Origin of the sequence: Agromyces neolithicus, assembly GCF_039529735.1 — a bacterium.
GTDB classification, from domain to species: domain Bacteria; phylum Actinomycetota; class Actinomycetes; order Actinomycetales; family Microbacteriaceae; genus Agromyces; species Agromyces neolithicus.
Map to the genome: position 1 here is coordinate 155407 of NZ_BAAANJ010000002.1, position 20622 is coordinate 176028.

General features: G+C 69.6%; 21 protein-coding genes. 4 read left to right on the plus strand and 17 right to left on the minus strand.

All coding sequences use genetic code 11. From position 1 onward, the window contains the following. Window positions 1-11: 11 nt before the first annotated feature. The 8 genes from ABD164_RS03980 to ABD164_RS04015 all read right to left on the minus strand — a co-directional run bounded on the left by ABD164_RS03980 (window position 12) and on the right by ABD164_RS04015 (window position 8555). Entirely contained in the window at window positions 12-1523 is a 1512-nt protein-coding gene (locus tag ABD164_RS03980; protein WP_344293677.1) for an aspartate ammonia-lyase, read from the minus strand. A gap of 168 nt (window positions 1524-1691) precedes the next feature. Then, a complete protein-coding gene (locus ABD164_RS03985; RefSeq protein ID WP_344293679.1) occupies window positions 1692-2024 on the minus strand; it encodes a DUF4190 domain-containing protein in 333 nt (110 codons plus the stop codon). 164 nt (window positions 2025-2188) lie between these two features. Beyond that, window positions 2189-2539 carry a peptidase gene (locus tag ABD164_RS03990; protein WP_344293681.1) on the minus strand — a complete coding sequence of 117 codons (351 nt, stop codon included), beginning with the start codon at window positions 2537-2539 and terminating at the stop codon, window positions 2189-2191. After that, window positions 2536-3711, minus strand: coding sequence for an inorganic phosphate transporter (locus ABD164_RS03995; RefSeq protein WP_344293683.1), 1176 nt, complete (start codon window positions 3709-3711; stop codon window positions 2536-2538). Before ABD164_RS03995 ends, ABD164_RS03990 begins: the two co-directional genes overlap by 4 nt. A gap of 93 nt (window positions 3712-3804) precedes the next feature. Continuing rightward, window positions 3805-4287, minus strand: a complete 483-nt coding sequence (locus tag ABD164_RS04000) for an 8-oxo-dGTP diphosphatase (RefSeq protein WP_344293685.1) — start codon at window positions 4285-4287, stop codon at window positions 3805-3807. Window positions 4288-4313: 26 nt separating this feature from the next. After that, the gene (locus tag ABD164_RS04005) at window positions 4314-5345 is read right to left on the minus strand and encodes a 6-phosphofructokinase (protein WP_344293687.1); all 1032 of its coding nucleotides are present in this window, start codon (window positions 5343-5345) and stop codon (window positions 4314-4316) included. A 118-nt stretch (window positions 5346-5463) separates the two neighbouring features. Beyond that, entirely contained in the window at window positions 5464-7587 is a 2124-nt protein-coding gene (locus ABD164_RS04010) for a DEAD/DEAH box helicase (RefSeq protein WP_344293689.1), read from the minus strand. A 236-nt stretch (window positions 7588-7823) separates the two neighbouring features. Further along, window positions 7824-8555, minus strand: a complete 732-nt coding sequence (locus ABD164_RS04015; protein WP_344293691.1) for a ZIP family metal transporter — start codon at window positions 8553-8555, stop codon at window positions 7824-7826. An 82-nt stretch (window positions 8556-8637) separates the two neighbouring features. Here ABD164_RS04015 and ABD164_RS04020 point away from each other — a divergent pair, with 82 nt between their 5' ends. Continuing rightward, a complete protein-coding gene (locus ABD164_RS04020; RefSeq protein ID WP_344293693.1) occupies window positions 8638-8847 on the plus strand; it encodes a hypothetical protein in 210 nt (69 codons plus the stop codon). Between the two features lie 58 nt (window positions 8848-8905). Here the strand turns inward: ABD164_RS04020 and ABD164_RS04025 are convergent, their stop codons facing one another. Continuing rightward, the gene (locus tag ABD164_RS04025) at window positions 8906-10843 is read right to left on the minus strand and encodes a DUF2207 family protein (protein WP_344293695.1); all 1938 of its coding nucleotides are present in this window, start codon (window positions 10841-10843) and stop codon (window positions 8906-8908) included. An 89-nt stretch (window positions 10844-10932) separates the two neighbouring features. Between ABD164_RS04025 and ABD164_RS04030 the strand changes: the two genes are divergently transcribed. Both ABD164_RS04030 and ABD164_RS04035 read left to right on the plus strand, forming a co-directional pair. Continuing rightward, window positions 10933-11211, plus strand: coding sequence for a metal-sensitive transcriptional regulator (locus ABD164_RS04030; protein ID WP_344293697.1), 279 nt, complete (start codon window positions 10933-10935; stop codon window positions 11209-11211). 1 nt (window position 11212) lies between these two features. After that, a complete protein-coding gene (locus ABD164_RS04035) occupies window positions 11213-11767 on the plus strand; it encodes an O-acetyl-ADP-ribose deacetylase (RefSeq protein ID WP_344293699.1) in 555 nt (184 codons plus the stop codon). A gap of 7 nt (window positions 11768-11774) precedes the next feature. Here the strand turns inward: ABD164_RS04035 and ABD164_RS04040 are convergent, their stop codons facing one another. The 6 genes from ABD164_RS04040 to ABD164_RS04065 all read right to left on the minus strand — a co-directional run bounded on the left by ABD164_RS04040 (window position 11775) and on the right by ABD164_RS04065 (window position 17586). After that, a complete protein-coding gene (locus ABD164_RS04040; protein WP_344293701.1) occupies window positions 11775-12632 on the minus strand; it encodes a glycerophosphodiester phosphodiesterase in 858 nt (285 codons plus the stop codon). A gap of 251 nt (window positions 12633-12883) precedes the next feature. Beyond that, window positions 12884-13123: a hypothetical protein gene (locus tag ABD164_RS04045; protein WP_344293703.1), complete on the minus strand. Its 240-nt coding sequence runs from the start codon at window positions 13121-13123 to the stop codon at window positions 12884-12886. A gap of 10 nt (window positions 13124-13133) precedes the next feature. Further along, a complete protein-coding gene (locus tag ABD164_RS04050) occupies window positions 13134-13994 on the minus strand; it encodes an aldehyde dehydrogenase family protein (RefSeq protein ID WP_344293705.1) in 861 nt (286 codons plus the stop codon). Continuing rightward, window positions 13991-15574 carry an aldehyde dehydrogenase family protein gene (locus ABD164_RS04055; RefSeq protein WP_344293707.1) on the minus strand — a complete coding sequence of 528 codons (1584 nt, stop codon included), beginning with the start codon at window positions 15572-15574 and terminating at the stop codon, window positions 13991-13993. Before ABD164_RS04055 ends, ABD164_RS04050 begins: the two co-directional genes overlap by 4 nt. 11 nt (window positions 15575-15585) lie before the next feature. Next, window positions 15586-16593 carry a deoxyribose-phosphate aldolase gene (deoC, locus tag ABD164_RS04060; protein WP_344293709.1) on the minus strand — a complete coding sequence of 336 codons (1008 nt, stop codon included), beginning with the start codon at window positions 16591-16593 and terminating at the stop codon, window positions 15586-15588. Between the two features lie 48 nt (window positions 16594-16641). After that, window positions 16642-17586, minus strand: coding sequence for a sugar-binding transcriptional regulator (locus tag ABD164_RS04065; protein ID WP_344293711.1), 945 nt, complete (start codon window positions 17584-17586; stop codon window positions 16642-16644). A gap of 120 nt (window positions 17587-17706) precedes the next feature. On the opposite strand from ABD164_RS04065, the gene ABD164_RS04070 reads away from it, so the two are divergent. Beyond that, a complete protein-coding gene (locus ABD164_RS04070) occupies window positions 17707-18639 on the plus strand; it encodes an ROK family protein (RefSeq protein ID WP_344293712.1) in 933 nt (310 codons plus the stop codon). Between the two features lie 23 nt (window positions 18640-18662). Here ABD164_RS04070 and ABD164_RS04075 read toward each other — a convergent pair whose 3' ends face one another. Then, window positions 18663-19877, minus strand: a complete 1215-nt coding sequence (locus tag ABD164_RS04075) for an MFS transporter (protein WP_344293713.1) — start codon at window positions 19875-19877, stop codon at window positions 18663-18665. 46 nt (window positions 19878-19923) lie between these two features. Continuing rightward, window positions 19924-20622: a winged helix-turn-helix transcriptional regulator gene (locus ABD164_RS04080; RefSeq protein ID WP_344293715.1), complete on the minus strand. Its 699-nt coding sequence runs from the start codon at window positions 20620-20622 to the stop codon at window positions 19924-19926.

The following is a 20622-nucleotide window of genomic DNA, read 5'->3' on the forward strand; positions in this document are numbered from 1 at the left end:
CACCTCTTGGGCTACTCGCTCGGCTCGCCCTGCATGTCGATCACCGGAATCGCCATGGTGATCGGGCGCACGCCCGAGAGCTTCGACGGCGAGAGCTGCGCCGTAACGTCTTCACGGGTCATGAGCCCCGACTCGACCACGAGGTCGGCGACCGGACGCCCGCTCTTCAGCGCCTCTTTCGCGAGTGTCGCCGCTGCCGTGTAGCCGATGAACGGGATGAGCGCCGTGATGACGCCGACGCTCGACGCGACCATCGCGTCGAGTCGCTCGGTGTTCGCGGTGATGCCGTCGATGCAGTTGACGCGCAGGGTCCAGCACGCCTGGCGCATCCACGTGATCGACTGCAGCAGCGAGTGCGCGATCACCGGCTCGAATGCGTTGAGCTGCAGCTGGCCGCTCTCGGCCGCCATCATGACGGTGACATCGGCCCCGGCGACCGCGTAGGCGACCTGGCTCACCGCCTCGGGGATCACGGGGTTCACCTTTCCGGGCATGATGCTCGACCCCGCCTGCTTGGGCGGCAGGTTGATCTCGCCGAACCCCGCCTGGGGTCCCGACGACAGCAGCCTCAGGTCGTTGCAGATCTTCGAGAGCTTGATCGCGCTGCGCTTCAGGGCACTCGAGAAGGTCATGAAGACGCCCGTGTCGCTCGTGGCCTCGATGAGGTCGGGCGCCGACTCGAGGCGCATGCCCGTGATAGCGCTGAGGTGCGCGACCGCGGCTGCGGTGTACCCGGGCTCAGCGGTGATGCCCGTGCCGATCGCGGTGGCACCGAGGTTCACTTCGGACAGCAGCTTGATGGTCTCGCGAAGCCGGTCGACGTCTTCGCCGAGCGTCGTCGCGAAGCTGTGGAACTCCTGCCCGAGCGTCATCGGCACGGCGTCTTGCAACTGGGTGCGACCGACCTTGAGCACGTCGTGGAACTCGCGACCCTTGCGCCCGAACGAGATTCGCAGCTGGTCGAGCTCTGACAGCATCGTGGTCAGCGAGAACGCCATCGCGAGCTTCACCGCGGTCGGGTACGTGTCGTTGGTCGACTGGCTTCGGTTCACGTCGTCGATGGGGTGCAGCACGTCGTAGCGGCCCTTGGCGTAGCCGCCGATCTCGAGCGCCAGGTTCGTGATGACCTCGTTGGCATTCATGTTGGTCGAGGTTCCGGCGCCGCCCTGGATGACACCGACCACGAACTGGTCGTGCAGTTCGCCATCGATCACGCGCTGGCAGGCCTCATCGATCCACGCCGCCTTCTGCTGCGTGAGCACGCCGAGCTCGCGATTGGCCCGCGCCGCCGCCTGCTTGACCGACGCGAGTGCGATGACGAGATCGGGATACACCGAGATGGGCCGCTTCGAGATCGGGAAGTTCTCGAGGGCCCGCATCGTGTGCACGCCCCAGTACGCGTCCGCGGGTACCTCGACGGTGCCGAGCGAGTCGCTCTCGGTGCGTGTGGGCGCGCCGGGTGCGGCGAGGTGCTCGCTCGCCCCGAGGCGGCGTTCTGCGGATGGGTATGCGGGCGTCGACACGAGATGGGCTCCATTGCCTCGGGCGCGCGGGATGCTGCGCGGCGGTGTGCGGTTCGAGTGCGATGCGGGATCGCCGCATCCATCTCGAGCCTAGCCGTGGTCGACACACGAGAAGGGCCGCGCCCCCCGGTGAATCGGGGGGCGCGGCCCAGGAGCCGGATCGATCGATCAGAGGAAGGCGAACGGAAGCATCGCGAGGCCCACGAAGGCCGCGCCGATTCCGACGAGCACGGCGCCGCCGAGCATCACGGCGTTGAGCACGATGCCCCAGATCGCCATGGTCCGCGAGGCGGGCTCGCGCTTGAGGGCCATGATGCCGAGCACGAGGCCGGCCACCGGAACGACGAACGTGTAGCTCGCGACGATCGAGACGAGGCCGAGCACGAGGCTCGCGATGCTGAACCCACGCGACTCGGCGACGGGCGCCGAGTACGCGGATGCGTACGGGTTCGACGGGTCGGCGACCGGCTGCTGCGGTTCGGTGTGGGTGGCGGTGCTCATGATCTGAATCTCCTGTTCGTGGGTGTGATTCAAAGCTACGGATGCCCCGGGCCACGCGATATGGGGCTATCCCCCCGATCCCGAGGTGGGCGTGCATACCAGCCGCACGGCTGCCACCCCGATGGCAGCGCGGTCGCGGCCACGCGCCGCGGCCGCCTACCTGATCAGGCGAGGCCGAGCAGCTTCAGCACATGCTCGCCGACGATCAGGTAGATGCCGAAGAGCACGGCGCACGCGCTCACGACGAAGCACGCCCACGCGCCGATCAACGCGACGCGCTTCTGCGCGTCACTGAGCGGGCTCTTCTTCGCCGCCTTCGCAGCGCGCTTCTCGGCCTTGCGCACCTCGGCCGGCGTGACGACGGTGATCGCGTCGGTGAACTCGGCCGGCGTGACGATCGGGGTGCGTCCCGATACGGTGAGCAGCCGGATGCCCAACGAATACGCCGACACGACCACGGCGGTTCCCAGGAACGCCGCGACGAACACGATGAGGAAGTCGATCCAGTCGATCACGACTTCACCCGCTGCTTCGGCTTGGGGTTGCGCTTGATCTTCACGGCGCGGCCGGAGTCGGCCACCTCGCTCATGACATTGTCGGGGGTGACCTCGCTGCGGCGCGACCAGACGAAGATGGCGACGATGACCACCACACCGACGACGGCATCGATGAGCACGCCGATGACGCCGAGGTGCGCGACGGCCGCCGCGAGCGCGCCGACGGCTCCGGCGGCAGGGAGTGTCAGGAGCCAGCCCACGCCGATGCGGCCGGCAGTGCGCCACCGCACCTTCGACCCGCGACGCCCGAGACCCGACCCGATCACCGAGCCCGACGCGACCTGGGTCGTCGAGAGCGCGAAGCCGACGTTCGTCGAGGCGAGGATCGTCGCGGCGGTGGCGGTCTCGGCGGCGAAGCCCTGAGCAGGCTTCACATCGGTGAGACCGGTGCCGAGCGTCTTGATGATGCGCCAGCCGCCCATGTAGGTGCCGAGTGCGATCGCGACCGCGCAGGTGACGATGACCCAGGTCTGCACGTCACTGCCGGCTTCCTGCATGCCGGCCGCGACGAGAGTGAGCGTGATGACGCCCATGGTCTTCTGCGCGTCGTTCGTGCCGTGGGCGAGCGCGACGAGCGACGACGAGAAGATCTGCGCATGGCGGAACCCGTCGCGCCCGTCGGGCTTGCCGTCGCTGCGCCGCGTGATCACGTAGGCGAGCTTGGTCGCGGCGTAGGCGATGACGCCGGCGGTCACCGGGGCCAGGATCGCCGGCAGGATGACCTTCGACATGACCACCGAGAAGTCGATGGCGCCGAGGCCGGCGCCCACGATGACCGCGCCGATGAGACCGCCGAAGAGCGCATGGCTCGACGACGACGGAAGCCCGAGCAGCCACGTGATCATGTTCCACACGATCGCGCCGATGAGGCCGGCGAAGATCAGCTCGGGCCCGAGGTCGACGACATCGCCCTCCTTGATGATGCCACCTGAGATGGTCATGGCAACCTCGGTGGACAAGAAGGCGCCGACGAGGTTCAGTATCGCGGCGAGCCCGACGGCGACCTTCGGTCGCAGCGCGCCGGTCGCGATCGGCGTGGCCATCGCGTTCGCCGTGTCGTGGAATCCGTTGGTGAAGTCGAAGAAGAGCGCCAGCGCGATGACCAGCACGACGATGAGGGTGAGATCCACCGGCGTCTTTCTCTGGGTTCGGTGAGAAGGTTCACCGGATGTTGATGGAAGGCGGGTAGCAAGCTCGACGCTCACGACGCACTCTCAAGAATGTTACGCGACGGGGCTGCGCTCCGACACCACTGTTGCGAGATCCTCACCGAATACGAAGATGCGGCGAACGCTGGCCCCGGCGAGCACCTGGGGCAGCCACATGCGGGCATCGTCCCACATCTCGTCGAACGGGATCGACGAGAGCGCGAACCACTCGGGATCGAGTTCGTCTGAGGGCCCGGGCTCGCCGTCCCAGTCGCGGCAGACGAACACGCTGGACTCCTGGCTCCAGGCCTCGTGGTGCGGGAAATGGTAGCTGAGCAGCCCCCGCGCCTCGAGCGCAGACGCGTCCACGACGACGCCCGACTCCTCGAACACCTCGCGCACCGCAGCATCGGTCGCCGTCTCGCCGGGCTCGAGCTTGCCGCCCATTCCCACGAAATTGCCCACGCCGAGACCGTGCTTCTTGCGGCCGAGCAGCACCTCGGTCACACCCGCGCGTTCTCGCACGAGGTAGCAGACGCAGACTTGGGGCAGCGGCATCGGGCGTTCCTGCACTCGTCGGATGATCAGCCGAAGAGGATCTTGGCCTCGTCGTAGCGGTGCTGCGGCACGCGGTTGAGGCTGTGCGTCGCGTCGGCGATCGAGACGGTCTCGATGTCGGTGCCGCGCAGCGTCACCATCGAACCCCACGCCCGGTCGTAGACGGCGGTGACCGCGGCCATGCCGAGGCGGGTCGCGAGCACGCGGTCGTACGCGCTCGGCGCTCCGCCGCGCTGGATATGGCCGAGCACCGTGGCCCTCGATTCGATGCCGGTGCGCTCTTCGATGATCGGCGCCAGCTGCTCGGAGATGCCCCCGAGGCGCGGGCGGTTGAACGCGTCGAGGCCCTTGTGGGAGTGCGCCTCCCCCATGGAGTCGAGGGTGAAGCCCTCGGCCACCACGATGAGCGGCGCCCGGCCGCGGCCGCGCACCGACTCGACCCACTCGCAGATCTGCTCGATCGACTGAGGCTGCTCGGGGATGAGGATCGCGTGCGCTCCCCCGGCCATGCCCGAGTGCAGCGCGATCCAGCCGACGTGGCGGCCCATGACCTCGAGCACCATGCAGCGGCCGTGCGAGTCGGCGGTGGTGCGAAGGCGATCGATGGCCTCGGTGGCGATCTCGACCGCCGTGTCGAAGCCGAACGAGTAATCGGTGGCCGCGAGGTCGTTGTCGATGGTCTTCGGCACGCCGATGACGTTGATGCCGCCCTCATCGTGGAGGCGGCGAGCCGCGGTGAGTGTGCCCTCGCCGCCGATCGCGATGATCGCGTCGATGCCGTGCTCGTCGAGCGTGCGCTGGATGTTGTCGGGGCCGCCGCCCTCGCCCTCGAACGGGTTGGTGCGACTCGAGCCGAGGATGGTGCCGCCCTGCTTCGAGAGACCGCGCACGTCGTGCCGGGTGATCGGCATGATGTCGGCCTCGACGACACCCTTCCAGCCCCACCGGAAGCCGACGAACTCGGCGTCATGCGAGATGACGCCGTTGAGCACGGCGCCGCGGATGACCGCATTGAGACCCGGGCAGTCGCCGCCCGAAGTGAGGATGCCGATCTTCATGCTGAGGTGACTCCAAACGCGCAACGGAACATGAGCTGTGCCGGATGCCACAACGCCGGGGCGGTTCGACTGCGGCAGTCTATCCGTTCCCGGCGGAGCCGGGTCGGTCGACGACGCGCTACAGTGCGCCGTCGAGCGCACGCCGCAGCAGGTGCTGCAGGGCGTCGAGTTGCACCGAGTCGGCGGAGCCCGGCTCGACGTCGCTGCCATCGAGCGCGCGGGCGGCGAGACCCTGCTTCGAGTCGATGAGTTCAGCGATGCGGGCGTCGATCGTGTGCGCGGCGATGATGCGCCACGCGGTGACCGGCTCGTCTTGACCGATGCGGTGTACGCGGTCGATCGCCTGGGTCTGCTCGGCGGCCGTCCAGCTCAGCTCGGCGAGTACGACGTTCGAAGCGGCCTGCAGGTTGACGCCGACGCCCGCCGCGGTGAGCGAGCAGACGGCGACGGCGACCTCGGGATCCTTGTTGAACGCGTCGATCGCGGCCTGGCGCTGAAGCGCGGTCTGGTCGCCGCGCAGCGACACCGTGCGCAGCTCTCGTGCCGCGAGGGCCGCCTCGGCCTGGTCCATGACGTCGATGTGCTTGGCGAAGAACACGACCTTGCCGACCGATCGGGCCAGCTGTGCCGCATAGTCGGCCGCGAGCCCTGCCTTCGCCTGGCCGATGCGACGCACCATCGTGAAGACGTTCTCGCCGGACTTGGCCGACTTCGACTCCTCGAGCTCGGCGCTCGCGACCGCGCGGATGAACTGGTCGCGCTGGTCGTCGTCGAGGTCGCCGACGCGCAGGTCGCGTGACTCGACGAGCGCACGGAAGCGCGACACGAGGCGGTTGCCGAGTTCGCGCTCGGCGGCACGTACCGATCGGCCCAGCTCGTCGTCGAGTTCGACGGGGAGGTCGGCGATGCGCTTGTCGGGCAGGTCAGCTGCGACGTCGACTTTGCGGCGACGCACGATGCCGAGGTCGATCACTGACTGGCGCGCCGAAGTGTAGAAGCCGTGGTCTGCGGGTGTGAGTCCGGTCTCCTCGAGCTTTCCGAGCAGCTCGGGTGAGGGCCTGTCTCCCTCGATCCAGCCGAGGAACTTCCAGATCGCCCGGAAGTCGTCGACGTCGTTGATGAGCGGAGTTCCGGTGAGTGCGAGCAGCAGCGGGTCGCCGCCGGGTGCGGCCCGACGGATGCGGTCGGCGAGCGCCAGCACGTTGCGCGAGCGCTGCGACTGCAGGTTCTTGATGAAATGCGCCTCGTCGACGACCATGCCGCGGAAACCGAGCGTCGACAACCATGCCATGTGGCGGTCGAGCACGTCGTAGTTGACCACGACGACGTCTGCGAAGGCGTCGAGGGTGTCGCCGTCGCCGTGGATGACGGTGGCCCGGCGGTGCGGGGTCCAGCGCTCGACCTCGCGGGCCCAGTTCATCTTCACGACGTTCGGCACGACCGCGAGCAACGGGTAGGCGTCGGCGACGGATGCCGCGAGCACCGACTGCGCCGTCTTGCCGAGGCCCGGCTCGTCGGCGAGCAGGAACGTGCGGTGACCCTCGCGGGCACTCTCGACGAACCGCGTCTGGTGCTTCATGAGCTCGAGGCCGCGCGGCGAAAGCCGATCGACAGCGGGCGCCTCGGGGAGGTCCATCGAGGCGGCGCGCCCGCCCGAGCCCATCTCGAATGACTTGAACAGGGGGCCGAGCAGCTCCCAGTTGGCGAGGCGTCGTACGGGGACCACGGGCGCGGGTGCCTTCGAGAAATCGGGCGCGAGGAACGGGTTCGCGAGTTGCCGCGACCGAACCGACGCCGGGATCACTTGGTTCTCGGCGAGTTCGAGCTTCGCCTCGGGCTCCCGCGTGATGATGAGCTCGTCGGGGCTCAGTTCCGCGCCGGATTCGAGCAGCCAGTCACGGCGGAACCGCTGCGCGACGGTTGAGATCGAGGCGTCGGGTTCGAGCAACGCGATGAGGCTCGTGTCGCGGGCGGCAGTCTTGGCGAGGATCTGCGCGATGCCGTCGAGCCGCTTCAGCAGCTCGACCCGGGCCGCGTCGGCGACCTCGGTGTCGGCCTTCACCCGGGCCCGCTCTTCGCGCATCAGCAGTGCGATGACCTGGAACTTCGTGCGGTTCGTGGGGCCGAGCTTGCCCTTCTGGGCCTTCTGCTCGACCTCGCGCACCTTTCGGGCGAGGATCGGGATGATCGGGGCGTCGTCGTCGCGCGAACGCGTACGCTGCCGCTGCCTCGTCTGGGCCATGGTCCTCCCGTTTCGTCGTGCCGTGCCCGACACCCCCTCGGCACCGGTGTGGTGGTCGAGCCCGCGCGGGGCGGCTGGGATGCCGCCGGGCGCAGTACGCCGAATCCCGAACCGAGCAGCGGTGAGCGAGGCTCACACGGTCGGACGAAGAACGGATCCGTCGGGCGCAGTGCCCATTCTAGCGGGCATGGCGCCCGCCCCGGGACATCCGTGTGCAGGTCGGCGACACGACCCGCTCAACCGCCGACGTGGATCGCATAGCTGAGCAGGAATCCTGCCGTCGAGAGCAGGCCCGTCCACGCGTGCGCCGTACGGAATGCCTCGGGGATCATCGTGTCGCAGATCATCGCCAGGATTGCGCCGGCCGCGAGCGCCGTGATGAAGGCGATCAGCTCACCGCTCGCACCATTGAGCAGCACGAAGCCGCCGACCGCGGCGACGGCGCTCGCGAGCGTGATGCACGTCCACAGCACGAACACGTAGGTGCGTGAACGTCCGCTCGCCTTGAGGTCGGCGGTGCTCGAGAGCCCCTCGGGCACGTTCGAGATGACGATCGCGACGAACACGGGGATGCTCACTCCCCCGCCGCCGACCATGCTGAGGCCGAGGACCGCCGACTCGGGAATGCCGTCGAGCAGTGCACCGAGTGCGATGCCGAGGCCCGTGCCCGGGCTCTCGCCGAGCCCGCGGGGATTGCGCTGGCCGAACCGGTCGAGCAGCCGGTTCGCCGCCACGTAGACGACGGCGCCGACGGCGAACCCGCCGACCGTCGGCCAGAATCCGCCTTCGTTCTGGGCCTCGAGCACGAGATCGAACGCGAGCGCCGACGTGAGCACGCCCGCGCCGAACGCCATGACGCCCGCGACGATGCGCGTCGGCACCCGCACGAACCACGCGATGATCGCGCCGGCGAGCAGGGCGCCGCCGGCGAGGAGTCCGGCGATCGCCGCCAGCAGCCAGTCGGGCATGAGGCGAGCCTATGCGCCGAGCGGCTTCGAGCGAGGATGATTCGTCCGTGCGTGTTCCGGGCGACGGGCATACCCTTGGAGCATGGACGAGCTCACGGGGGTGGGCCCCGCTATCACGCCCGAAGACGACGACTTCACGGTCTCGCAGGACACCGAGTTCGACGAGCCCGACGTGGCCCGCGACGACGACGAGCGCCCGGTCGACGACAGCCTCGACGACGAGCCGCCCGGCGTCGACGCCGAGCGGCGCGTCGACCTGCGCGACGAGCTCGCGACCGCCGCCGACGACTGAGCCGCGAGCAGCCGAACGCCTCGGAATCGCGCGCTGCGCCGCGATCGCACTCGCGAGGTCAGACGCCTCCGCCGCCCCCGCCGCCTCCGCCGCCTCCCGACGACCCGCCGCCGCCGGACCCGCTCGACGACGAGCTCGAACTCGACCCCGACCACGCCGAACTCGATACCGACGAGAACGACGACACGCCTACTGCGAACGCGCCCGCGTTGAAGCCGCTGCCGCCCGAGTACCAGTTCGGCGAGCCGCCCTCGCGCGCGTACAGGTCGGCGAGCACGTCGCTCCACTCGCGCTCGAGGCCGAACAGCACCGCGAAGGGCAACAGCCGCTCGTTGAGCTTCAGCACTGTCGCAGGGTCGGGCACGGTGTCCGCCTCGACAAGCGGATGCGCACCGATCGTGTGGGCATCGCCGGCCCCGGCTGGCGGGCCGGGCGCGCCGACCCGCAGCGCCCCGCTCGGACTCTGCAGCACCCGAAGGCGATCGGCCTCGGCGAGGCGGATGTAGAGGCGCAGGCCCTCGAGGTGGTCGCGCATGGCACGCCCCGCCTCGGTGAGCGGCCTCACTCGCGCGACGGTCATGACGGTCACGAGCGCAGCCACACCCGCGACGATGAAGACCACGAACGGCCACACGCCGCCCCTGCTGTCGCCGATCGCCATGAAGCCGAAGACCGCGCTGAAGAGGCCCGCGACCGCAGCCACCACGCCGAGTACGAGGCGCATGCCGAGGTCGGGGCGATGCCTCAGCCCCGACTGCACGACCCGCTTGCGCACGTGCTGTCGCAATGAGAGCAGTTTGCGGCCGAGCCCGGTATCGCTCGACTTCAGCTCACGCCGCGCGCCCGGGTACGGGTTGCCGCGGTAGAGCGCGAGCACGACCGACTGTGCATCGCGATCGCCGAGCTCACCGCCGACGAAGTCGACCGCGTACTTCTTGCGCCCCGTCTCGACGACCCGCAGCTCGCCGGCGACGGCGCGTTCGAGGATCGTCGCCGTCACCCCCTTGCCGGGATGCCCCGCAAGGTCGGCGGCCTCCATCGCGCTGAGACCTGCGGGCGGTTCGTACTGGGCGATGATGGTGCCGCGCCCCGGATGGTCGCGCCAGCGCACCGCGCGCAGCACGATGGCCGTGAGCATCGCGATCACGGCGATCGCTGCGGCAACCGCCCCGCTGATCGCCGCCCACGACGCCCCGAACGACGCGTCACGCGGCTCGAACGTGCCCGCCTGGAACGCGACCGCGAGCGAGAGGTTCTCGAACGGCCCCAGTCCCGCAGCTTCGGCGACGACGACCGGCGGGTCGACGACCAGCGAATCGCAGGTCTGGGTCGAGCCGCTCCAGCCCCGGTAGCACGCCGCGCCGCCGGTGAGCGCGGCGACGAGATCGGGGCTCACCTGCAGTTCGGCGCGCACCGATCCGAACGGCTGAGCCCACCCGGTGCCGTTCACGTCCCAGAAGAACTCGTCGATCGCGGCGTCGTCGGGCTCGAATGTCACGTTCTGCTGGCGGTAGGTGATGACGTAGGTCTGCTCGCCGTGCACGAAGTCGTCGGCGCGGATCGTCACGAGAAGGAAGTCCCCGGACTCGTCGTAGTCCTCCTCGAACTCGCGTGGCGCGCCCGTTGCATCAGTCACGGATTCGACGTCGAGGTCGGTCGGATGGCCGTCGAAATCGACAGGGATCGCCCGCCGGATGCCCCGATTCTGGTCGAACGCGGGAAACTGCGCCACGAGCGTCTCGGTCGTCTCGAGCACCGAGCGGCGGTCGGCGTCGCGCGAGAGGCGGTACACGGCGTCGAATGACGCGAAGGTGAAGTTGTCGACGTCGGGCGAGGCTTCACTGATCACGGATGCCGCGGGCGCGACATACGCGGCGGACCGGTCACTGCTCGCCGCGGGCACGATCGCCGTCGCAGCCGATGCCGCCGGTGCCGGCCCGAGCGTCGCGACCGCGACCATCGCGGCCATCACTCGCACGAGACGAAGTCGGATCATGGCCCAACGCTAGCGCTCCGGATGCCTCGGCACGACGGTTGAGTGGTACCCACCAGGGGTACTCACCGTTCGGGGAGTATCCTGTGAGGGTGATCGATGACATCAAGAAGCGCGCCCTGCACCGCACGAAGATCATCGAGGGTCAACTGCGCGGCATCGAGAAGATGATCGAGAACGATGATTACTGCGTCGACATCATCACACTCTCGCTCGCGGTGCAGAAGTCGCTCGGGTCACTCAACAAGCTCCTCGTCGAGAATCACCTGCGCACCCACGTCACCGAGATGTACGAGGCCGGCGGCGAACATCGCGAGGCGGCCGTCGCCGAACTCGTGCGCATCTTCGAGCTCTCGAACAATCGGGGCTGATGTGCCCCGCATCGAGCTCGTCACCGGCGACATCACTGCCGAGCGGGTCGATGCGATCGTGAACGCCGCCAACTCGACGCTGCTCGGCGGAGGCGGCGTCGACGGGGCGATCCACCGGGCGGGCGGTCCTTCGATCCTCGCCGAATGCCGTGAGCTGCGCGCGACGACCCTCACCGACGGCCTACCCGCGGGTGAAGCCGTCGCCACGGGCGCCGGCCGGCTGCACGCACGGTGGGTCATCCACACGGTCGGCCCGGTCTGGCCCGCTGGCGCAACCGAGACCGACGCCCGGCGCGAGCTGCTGCGCGCCGCCTACCGCAACTCGCTCGGGCTCGCGGCTCGGCTCGGCGCCACCTCGATCGCCCTCCCGGCAGTGTCGGCCGGCGTCTACGGGTGGCCCGCCGGCGATGCCGCGACCGTCGCACTCACCGTCGCGAGCACTGCGTCTGCTGATGCCGCGCCTGACTTGGTGCGGTTCGTGCTGTTCTCGGCGCGGATGCACGCCGAGTTCAGTGCGGCGGCCGATCGGCTCGGCATCGCGGTCGCCGTCGGCTGATTCACACTCAGTCGCCCGGAGCGGCGACCGAGAGCCAGGCATCGAGGTCGCTCGGCTGGTCGGTGATGATGCCGTCGACGCCGAGCTCGCTCACCTCCTGCCACCGATCATCGGAGTTGAGCGTGTAGCACAGCACGGCGACGCCGATCTCGTGCAAGGCGTCGACCGCGCCCGGAACGGCGGTGACCGATTCGGCCGTCGTGCCGAAGCCGATGACCCCGAACCGCTCGGCGAGCGGCACCGGGTCGGCCGGCAACTCACGGATGAGCATGATGCGCGGCGTCGTCGGCGAGACCCGCTGCACGGCGAACAGGGTCTCGAGGCTGAAGCTCTGCAGCACCACCCGCCCACGCAACCCGTGTCGCTCGATGAGGTCGAGCACCGTGCGCACCTCGGCCGGCCGCCAGTCGGCCTTGAGCTCGACGAGTGCACGCGCAGCCTCGCGTTCCGAGAGCGCGATGAAGAACTCGTCGAGGGTGGGGATGCGCTCGCCCGCGTGGTCGGGTCCATACCACGCGCCCGCATCGAGGCGCCGCAGGTCGTCGTGGTCGAGTTCGCCGACCGTGCGCGAATCGCCCGTGATGCGCTCGAGCGTCGTGTCGTGGAACAGCACGGGAACACCGTCGCGGCTGAGCTGCACGTCGGTCTCGACGAACTCGAGACCGTCCATCGCGAGCTCGAGCGATGCCATCGTGTTCTCGGGTGCCTCGGCGCGGTCACCGCGGTGCCCCACGATGAACGCCGCCTCGCCCGGCAGGCGGAGCTCACCGAAGACATCGCCCGCCGAGGCGGTCGTCGGCGTGGCCGCGATGAGCAGCACCGCAGCGGTCACGATGGTGCCCGTGAGAGCGCAGGCGACCCGCACGGCCCGATTCGGAGGGGTTGAGAGTCGATCGAGCAGGCGGCGTGCGGGCGCCGGCGCAGCGCTGGCGGCCGAGGCGATCGCAGGGTCGGTCGCACGGGGCGTTCGGGTCACGGGGGTTCGGGCCTTTCCACCCGTCGCGCGCCGTTGCGCACCGGGTGCACGTCACTCTAGCAAGACCGTTACCGTTTCGTTACCCGACTTCAGGGGACATCCGCGCGGCGATCGTCGGGACGTCGTGGCGGTGGGGGGGGTCAGCGTCGCTCGTTGCCCCGCTTGTAGTTGCCGGTGATGCGCGCGAGCAGGTGCTGCGTCGTCAGGTCGTCGGCGCGCTGCAGCGCCGCCGCGAGCTTGCCCGCGTCGCGCCCGCCGACCGTCGTCACCGGTCGGCCGCCGCGCGAGACGATGACCGCCCCGTCTTTCGCGATGCGGTAGTCGAACGGGTCTGCCACGAGCCGCCCGCGCTGGTCGGACGCGCCACTGCGACCTGCCATCTGCTGCTCCCTACTTGAGGCTCTTCGTGTGCCAGACGGTCTTCGTCTCGGTGAACGCGGTGATGCGGCCCAGTGCCGGCGCTGCGGCGTCGGCTCCTTGCTCGGGGCGCAGTACGCGCTTCAGCGTGTCGGCCGCGTCGATCTCGAGCGAGACCCAGTCGAGGTCGCCGGCACCGACGAGGTCGAGCGCGTTGATGTCGGAGTGGCTCGCGAGCCACGGCGCGATCTCGGCCGGCGAACCGGTGAGCACGTTGACGACGCCGCCCGGCACATCGCTCGTTGCGAGGATCTCGGCGAGGCTGATGGCCGAAAGCGGGAACCGCTCGCTCGCCACGATCACGACCGAGTTGCCGGCGACGAGCGCCGGTGCGAGCGCCGAGACGAACCCGAGCAGCGAGGAGTCCTGCGGCGCGATGATCGCCACGACACCCGTGGGCTCCGGCACCGAGATATTGAAGTACGGTCCGGCGACCGGGTTGGCGTTGCCGGTGACCTGGGCGAACTTGTCGGCCCAGCCGGCGTACCAGACCCAGCGGTCGATCGCCTCGTCGACCTGTGCGGATGCCACGGCGCGGGATGCCCCCTCTGCCTGCTCGATCTCGGCGACGAACTGGGCCCGCCGGCCCTCGAGGAGTTCTGCGATGCGGTAGAGCACCTGCCCGCGATTGTATGACGTCGCGCCCGACCATCCCGAGACCGCCGAGCGCGCCGCGACGACCGCGTCACGAGCGTCTTTGCGGGACGCCTTGGCGACGTTCGCGAGAAAGCCGCCGTCGGCGCGGAGCACTTCGTAGGTGCGCCCCGACTCGCTGCGCGGGAAGGCGCCACCGATGTAGAGCTTGTAGGTCTTCGGCACTGCGAGGCGGCTCACTTCGCTGCTCCCTTCTTGGTGGCCCTGGCTGATCGCGTGGTCTTCGCGGCATCCGTGGTCTCGATACGCGGCTTCGCCGCAGCTCGACCGGCGGAAACGGACTTGCCACCTGCGCGACCGGTGGTGACCGCCGCCTGGCCGACGGAAGCGGGCGTCAGGTAGGCGGCGAGGCCGTGCCGGCCGCCCTCGCGTCCGTAACCCGACTCCTTGTAGCCGCCGAACGGGCTCGACGGGTCGAACCGGTTGAACGTGTTGGCCCAGATCACGCCGGCGCGGAGCCTGTCGGCGACGGCGAGGATGCGGCTGCCCTTGTCGGTCCAGATGCCGGCCGAGAGCCCGTAGGGCGTGTTGTTCGCCTTCGCGATCGCCTCGGCGGGGGTGCGGAACGTGAGCACCGAGAGCACAGGACCGAAGATCTCTTCGCGCGCGATGCGGCTCGACGTCTGCACGTTCGTGAAGATCGTCGGCGCGTACCAGAATCCGTTCTCAGGGATCTCGCACGGGACGCTCCACCGGTCGGCACCCTCGGCGACGCCGACGTCGGAGAGCATGCGGATGCGCTCGAGCTGCTCGCGCGAGTTGATCGCGCCGATGTCGGTGTTCTTGTCGAGCGGGTCTCCGAGGCGCAGGGTCGACAGGCGCAGCTTCAGTCGCTCGACGACCTCGTCGTGGATGTTCTCTTGGACGAGCAGGCGCGAGCCCGCGCAGCACACGTGGCCCTGATTGAAGAAGATGCCGTTGACGATGCCGTCGATGGCCTGGTCGATCGGCGCGTCGTCGAACACGATGTTCGCCGCCTTGCCGCCGAGCTCGAGCGTGGCCTTCTTGTCGGTGCCCGCGATCTGCTTGGCGATCGCCCGGCCCACCGCGGTCGAACCCGTGAACGCCACCTTGTCGACGCCCCCGTGCGCGACGAGGCTCGCGCCGGTGTCGCCCGCTCCGGTGATGATGTTGACGACGCCGGGAGGCAGGTCGGCCTGTTGCAGGATCTCGGCGAAGATGAGCGCCGTCAGCGACGTCGTCTCGGCAGGCTTGAGCACGACGGTATTGCCGGCGGCGAGTGCCGGTGCGATCTTCCATGACAGCATCAGCAGCGGGAAGTTCCACGGAATGACCTGGGCGGCGACGCCATGGGCGCGAGGGCCCGCGCCGAGCCCGGCGTGGTCGAGTTTGTCGGCCCACCCGGCGTAGTAGAAGAACCACGCCGCGACGAGGGGGACGTCGACGTCGCGCGACTCCTTGATGGGCTTGCCGTTGTCGAGCGACTCGGCGACCGCGAGCTCGCGTGCACGCTCTTGGACGAGCCGGGCGATGCGGAACAGGTACTTGCCCCGGTCGCGGCCGCTCATCTTCGACCAGGTGCGGTCGTAGGCACGGCGCGCGGCGTTGACCGCGTCGTCGACATCGGCCTCGTTCGCGTTCGCGATCATGGCGATGCGCTCTTCACTCGCCGGCGAGATGGTCTGGAACGGGGTGCCCCGGCCCGCGACGAACTCGCCGTCGATGAAGAGCCCGTACTGGTCGCGCAGCGACAGGATCGCCCGCGATTCGGGGGCAGGTGCGTATTCGAGGAAGCTCATGGTGGACTCTCTCAATCGATCGTGACGTAGTCGGGACCGGAGTAGTGGCCGGTGTTCATCTTCTGGCGCTGCAGCAGCACGTCATTGAGCAGGCTCGATGCCCCGAACCGGAAGAGATGGGGCACGAGCCAGTCTTCGCCGACGGTCTCGGCGACCGTGACCAGGTACCTGATGGCGTCTTTCGAGGCCCGGATTCCGCCGGCGGGCTTGACGCCGACGCGGTGCCCCGTGGCGAGGTGCCAGTCGCGCACGACCTCGAGCATGAGCAGCGTCACGGGCAGGGTCGCTGCGGGCGCCACTTTTCCGGTGGAGGTCTTGATGAAATCGCCGCCTGCGAGGATCGAGAGCCACGAGGCCCGGCGCACGTTGTCGTAGGTGACGAGTTCGCCGGTCTCGAGGATCACCTTGAGACTCGCACTCGTGCCGTCGGCGCGGCGGCACGCGTCTTTCACGGCCGAGATCTGGTCGAACACCTGCCCGTAACGCCCGGCGAGGAATGCTCCGCGATCGATGACCATGTCGATCTCGTCGGCGCCGGCGGCGACCGCTTCGGCCGTGTCGGCGAGCTTGATCTCGAGCGACGAACGACCGCTTGGGAACGCGGTCGCGACCGCGGCCACCGAGATGAGCCCGTCGTCGGGGTCGCCGTGCGCGCCGCCGAGGGCGTCGATCGCGAACGGCACCATGTCGCCGTACACGCACACGGCCGCGACGCGCGGCGTCGATGGGTCGGCGGGGTCGGGATTCATCGCCTTGGCGACGAGCGAGCGCACCTTGCCTGCGGTGTCGGCGCCCTCGAGGGTCGTCAGGTCGATGAGCGAGATGATCTTGTCGAGCGCCCACTTCTTGGAGGACGTCTTGATCGACCGCGTGGCGAGCCCGGCGGCGCGCTGCTCGAGGCCGACCGCGTCGACGCCGGGGATGCCGTGCAGGTACCGACCGAGTGTCTGGTCGTCTGGTTCGCCGCCGAGGACGGCGAGCGCACGCTCGCGGGCGGTGACGAGTGAGGTGCCTGACATGGTGTGCGACCTGTCTTTCGTGTGAGGGATGTTGCTGCGGGCGCGGCGTCAGCCGTCGAGCAGGTGGAGCGCGGTGGACTCGTCGGTGACGAGCACCGAGCAGAGCCGGCTGCGCACGACCGCGTCGGCGACGGCGTGCTTGGCGGAGCCGGCGATCACGGCGATGGTGAGCGGCGACTCGCGCAACTCGTCGAGCGTCAGCCCCACGGTGCGCGCGTCGAGGGCAGGATCGACGATGTTGCCGTCGGAGTCGATGTAGCGCCCCACGACATCGCCGACCGCACCCTTCTGCACGAGCACGTCGACGTCGGCGGTCGAGAGGTAGCCGCTCTCGACGTGCACCGAGTTGTGGTCGGCGGCCCCCGCGCTGAACAGGTAGGCATCGGCCGAGCGGGCGAGCTCGATGACCCCGGCCACCACGCGGTCGGACTCGATGGCCTCTTTGGTGGAGAGCTGCTCGAGGATCGCAGGGCTCGGCAGCAGCGTGGCACTGCCCCCGCCCTTCTGCGCGATCGCGACCGCGGTGGCGGCCGCCGTGCCGGCGCGGCGATTGAGGCTGACCCCGCCGTTGATCTGCACCACGTTGACCCCCGCGGCCCACCCGTTGCGCAGGTGCTGCGAGATGTCGAAGAGGGTGCGACCCCAGCTCACGCCAAGGGTTCGCGGCACGGGTCGGAGTGCGGTGAGGTAGTCGGCTGCGGCCTGAGCGGTGCGTTCTTGCAGCTCTTCGGCCGAGACGACACCCGCCGACGAGACGACGATCGCGTCGATGAGCCCGCGCTCGTCGCGCAGCCGACGTTCGATCGGCAGGCGACGAGCGCGCGGATGCAGGATCTCGATGCGGATGAAGCCGCGCTGCTTCGCCTGCGCGAGCAGCCGCCCGACCTTCCACCGGGTGAGGCGCAGTGCCTGCCCGATCTCGTCCTGGGTCTTGTTCTCTTCGTAGTAGAGCTCGGCTGCCCTGATCGAGAGCAGTTCGTCGATCTCGTCCATGCGCCTCCGTCCGACCTCGACTTCCAGCGTAGGCAGGTCGATGCGCATCGGCAACACTCGCGGGCGATCCTGCTCATATGAGCACACGAGCGTCGGATGTCGCGCGCCTATGCTGAGGGCATGTCAGAGCCGCTCGCGCTCGCCGTCGACTTCGGCGGCACCAAGGTCGAGGCCGCACTCGTCGACGGCCGGGGCGAGCTCGTCGTGGGCTCCCGGAATCGTCGGCCGACCGGCGCCGGCGCTTCCTCGAGCGAACTCGACGCCTCGGTGCGCGACGTCGTCTCGGCCGCACTCGTCGCCCGACCCGCCGACGCACCGCTCCTCGGGGTCGGCGTGGGCGCCGCGGGCCCCGTCGACCTCGACCACGGCACGGTCTCGCCGCTCAACGTGCCCGCGTGGCGGGGACATCCGCTCGCCGAACGCATCGCCGAGATCGTCGGCGGCGTTCCCGTGACGCTGCGTATCGACGGGCTCTGCATCGCCTTGGCCGAGTACTGGGTCGGAGCGGGCGCGGGCTCTGCGAACATGCTCGGCATGGTCGTGTCGACGGGTGTCGGCGGAGGACTCGTGCTCGGCGGCCGTGCCGTACCGAGCCCGACCGGCAACGCAGGTCACATCGGCCACGTCGAGGTCGGCGGGTTCGACGACCCGTGCGCGTGCGGGGGCAGCGGGTGCCTCGAAGCCGTCGCCTCAGGCCCGCGCACCGTCGCCTGGGCGCGCACGCAGGGCTTCACGGGCGAGACCGGTGAAGATCTCGCCCTCGCTCACGCCGCGGGCGACCCGATCGCCCTCGCCGCCGTCGAACGCGCGGGCACCGCGATCGGGCGGGCCGTGGCCTCGTCGGCCAACCTGGTCGACCTCGATCTCGTCGCCATCGGCGGCGGCTTCTCGCGGGTCGCGCCCGCGCTCTTCGACCACGCGCGCGCGGCGGTCGCGCAACGCACCGCCTTCCCGTTCGTGAAACGGGTCGCGATCGTGCCGTCGGCGCTCTCCGACGAGGGCCCGCTCATCGGGGCGGCCGCACTCGTGCATCGGCCGGAACTGCTCGTCTGAGGCCTGCGCGCACCACTCGACGATCAGGCGTCGCGCTCGTCCTCGAAGTAGCGCGGGCGGGCGACCACGGCACCAGCGATCGCCACCGGCACGGCCGATGCGAGCAGCAACAACAGGGGCCAGACCCAGTCGCCGGTCTGCTCCGCGAGGATGCCGACGAGCAACGGCCCTGTCGCGACCATGAGGTAGCCCGCGGACTGCACGAACGCCGAGAGGCCGACGGCGCCCGAGTGCGTACGCGTGCGCAGGTTGATCAGCACGAGTGCGAGCGGGAACAGCATCGGACCGATGCCGGCGAGCGCGACCCACAACCACGTCGCGACCATCGGCACGAGGAGCAGGCCGAGGTAGCCGAGTGCGAGCGCAGCGATCGCCACGACCACGAGCAGCCGCACCTTGCCGTAGCGGGCCGCCACGACGGGTACGACGAGCCCGGCGGGCAGCCCCATCGCCGCGTACAGCGCGAGCAGCGCGCCCGCCTCGGCCGGCGAGACCCCGGCGAGGTCGCGCAGGAGCACAGGGAGCCACGCGAACGCCGCGTAGCTGTTGAACCCGGGCATGGCGAACACGACGGCGAGCGACCATGCCAGCGGCGAACGCAACGCATGGCGCAGCTGCCCGCGATCGGCCTCTTCGGGCAGCGCCTCGGGCGCCTGCCGTTTCGGGTGCACGAGCAACGTGATCCACGGCACGAGCGCCAGCGCGGCCACGACCGCCCACTCGCCGAGCGAGACCCGCCAGCCCGCGGCATCGGCGACCGGAACCGCGATGAGCGGCGGCATGAAGGAGCTCACCGACATCGCGGTCACGTAGAGCGCAGTCATGAGCCCGATGCGATCCGGGAAGTACCGCTTCACGAGCGGCGGCAGCAGCACGTTGCCGACGCCGATCGCGGCGAACGTGAGCGTGCTCGCAGCGAGGAGCTCGAGCGCCGAGCCCGAGAGCCCGCGCCACGCGAGCCCGGCGGAGAGCGCGACGAGCGCGACGAGGAGCGTGCCTTCGAGACCGAATCGGCGAGCGATGAGCGGCGTCAGGATGCCGAAGACGGCGAAGCTCAGCGGCGGAAGCATGCCGAGCAACCCGAGCACAACGGGATCGAGCGCGATCTCGGCGCCGACCTGGTCGATGATCGGCGAGAGCGATGCCACCGCGGTGCGCAGGTTGAACGCGACGAGCGCAATGCCGATGAGGGCGAGCGAGCGTCCCGCCCAGAGCGGTCGGGGCGGGATCGGTGTCATCCCCTCGAGTCTATGCGGCGGTCGGGCGGCGCGGACGGGGCCCGCCTCACGCAGCCGGGGTCGCCGCCGGCCGGGTGATCGGCTTGATGTGAGCGAAGGCACTGCGGGCGTTCCAGGTCGGGAAGGCCCGCACGAGCCATGAGGGGCCGTGGAGTCGGATGCGGCGGTCGCGAGTGGCTTCGGCCCAGCTGAGCTGCCCGGCGTGCCACTTGACGAAGGCTTCGGCTTCGGCCGTGATGAAGAGGTCTTCGTCGAGCCCGGTGTACTTCTTGCAGATCTCGGTCTCTCCATGCTCGATCAGCAGCCAGAACCGCTCATGAGGCTGGCGATCGATGAAGTCGAAAGAGATGACGACACGTCGTTGCGGCAGCCGGTCCTTTCTGAACGCGTTGCACATCGACCACAGGGCCACGAAGGGATCGAGGTGCTCGGGGGCGAGATCGAGCCAGTGGGCACCCCAGTCGCCGAGCGACACGCAGACCTTGTAGAGGTCGTGACCTGCCGGGGTGAGTTGGTAATGACGCCCGTGCCCGTCGGGCTTCGGCGCCGCCTCGATGACACCGACCTGTGCGAGCTGCCGGAGCCGCTGCGAGAGCAGCGTGCGAGAGAGCCCGGGCGCGCCCTCGAGGATCTCATTGAAGCTTGCGCAGCCCAGGTACAGGTTGCGGATGATCACCGGCGTCCAGCGCTCGGCGAAGATCTCGGCACCGCGTGCGATGGGGCAGTACTGGCCGTACGACCGCAT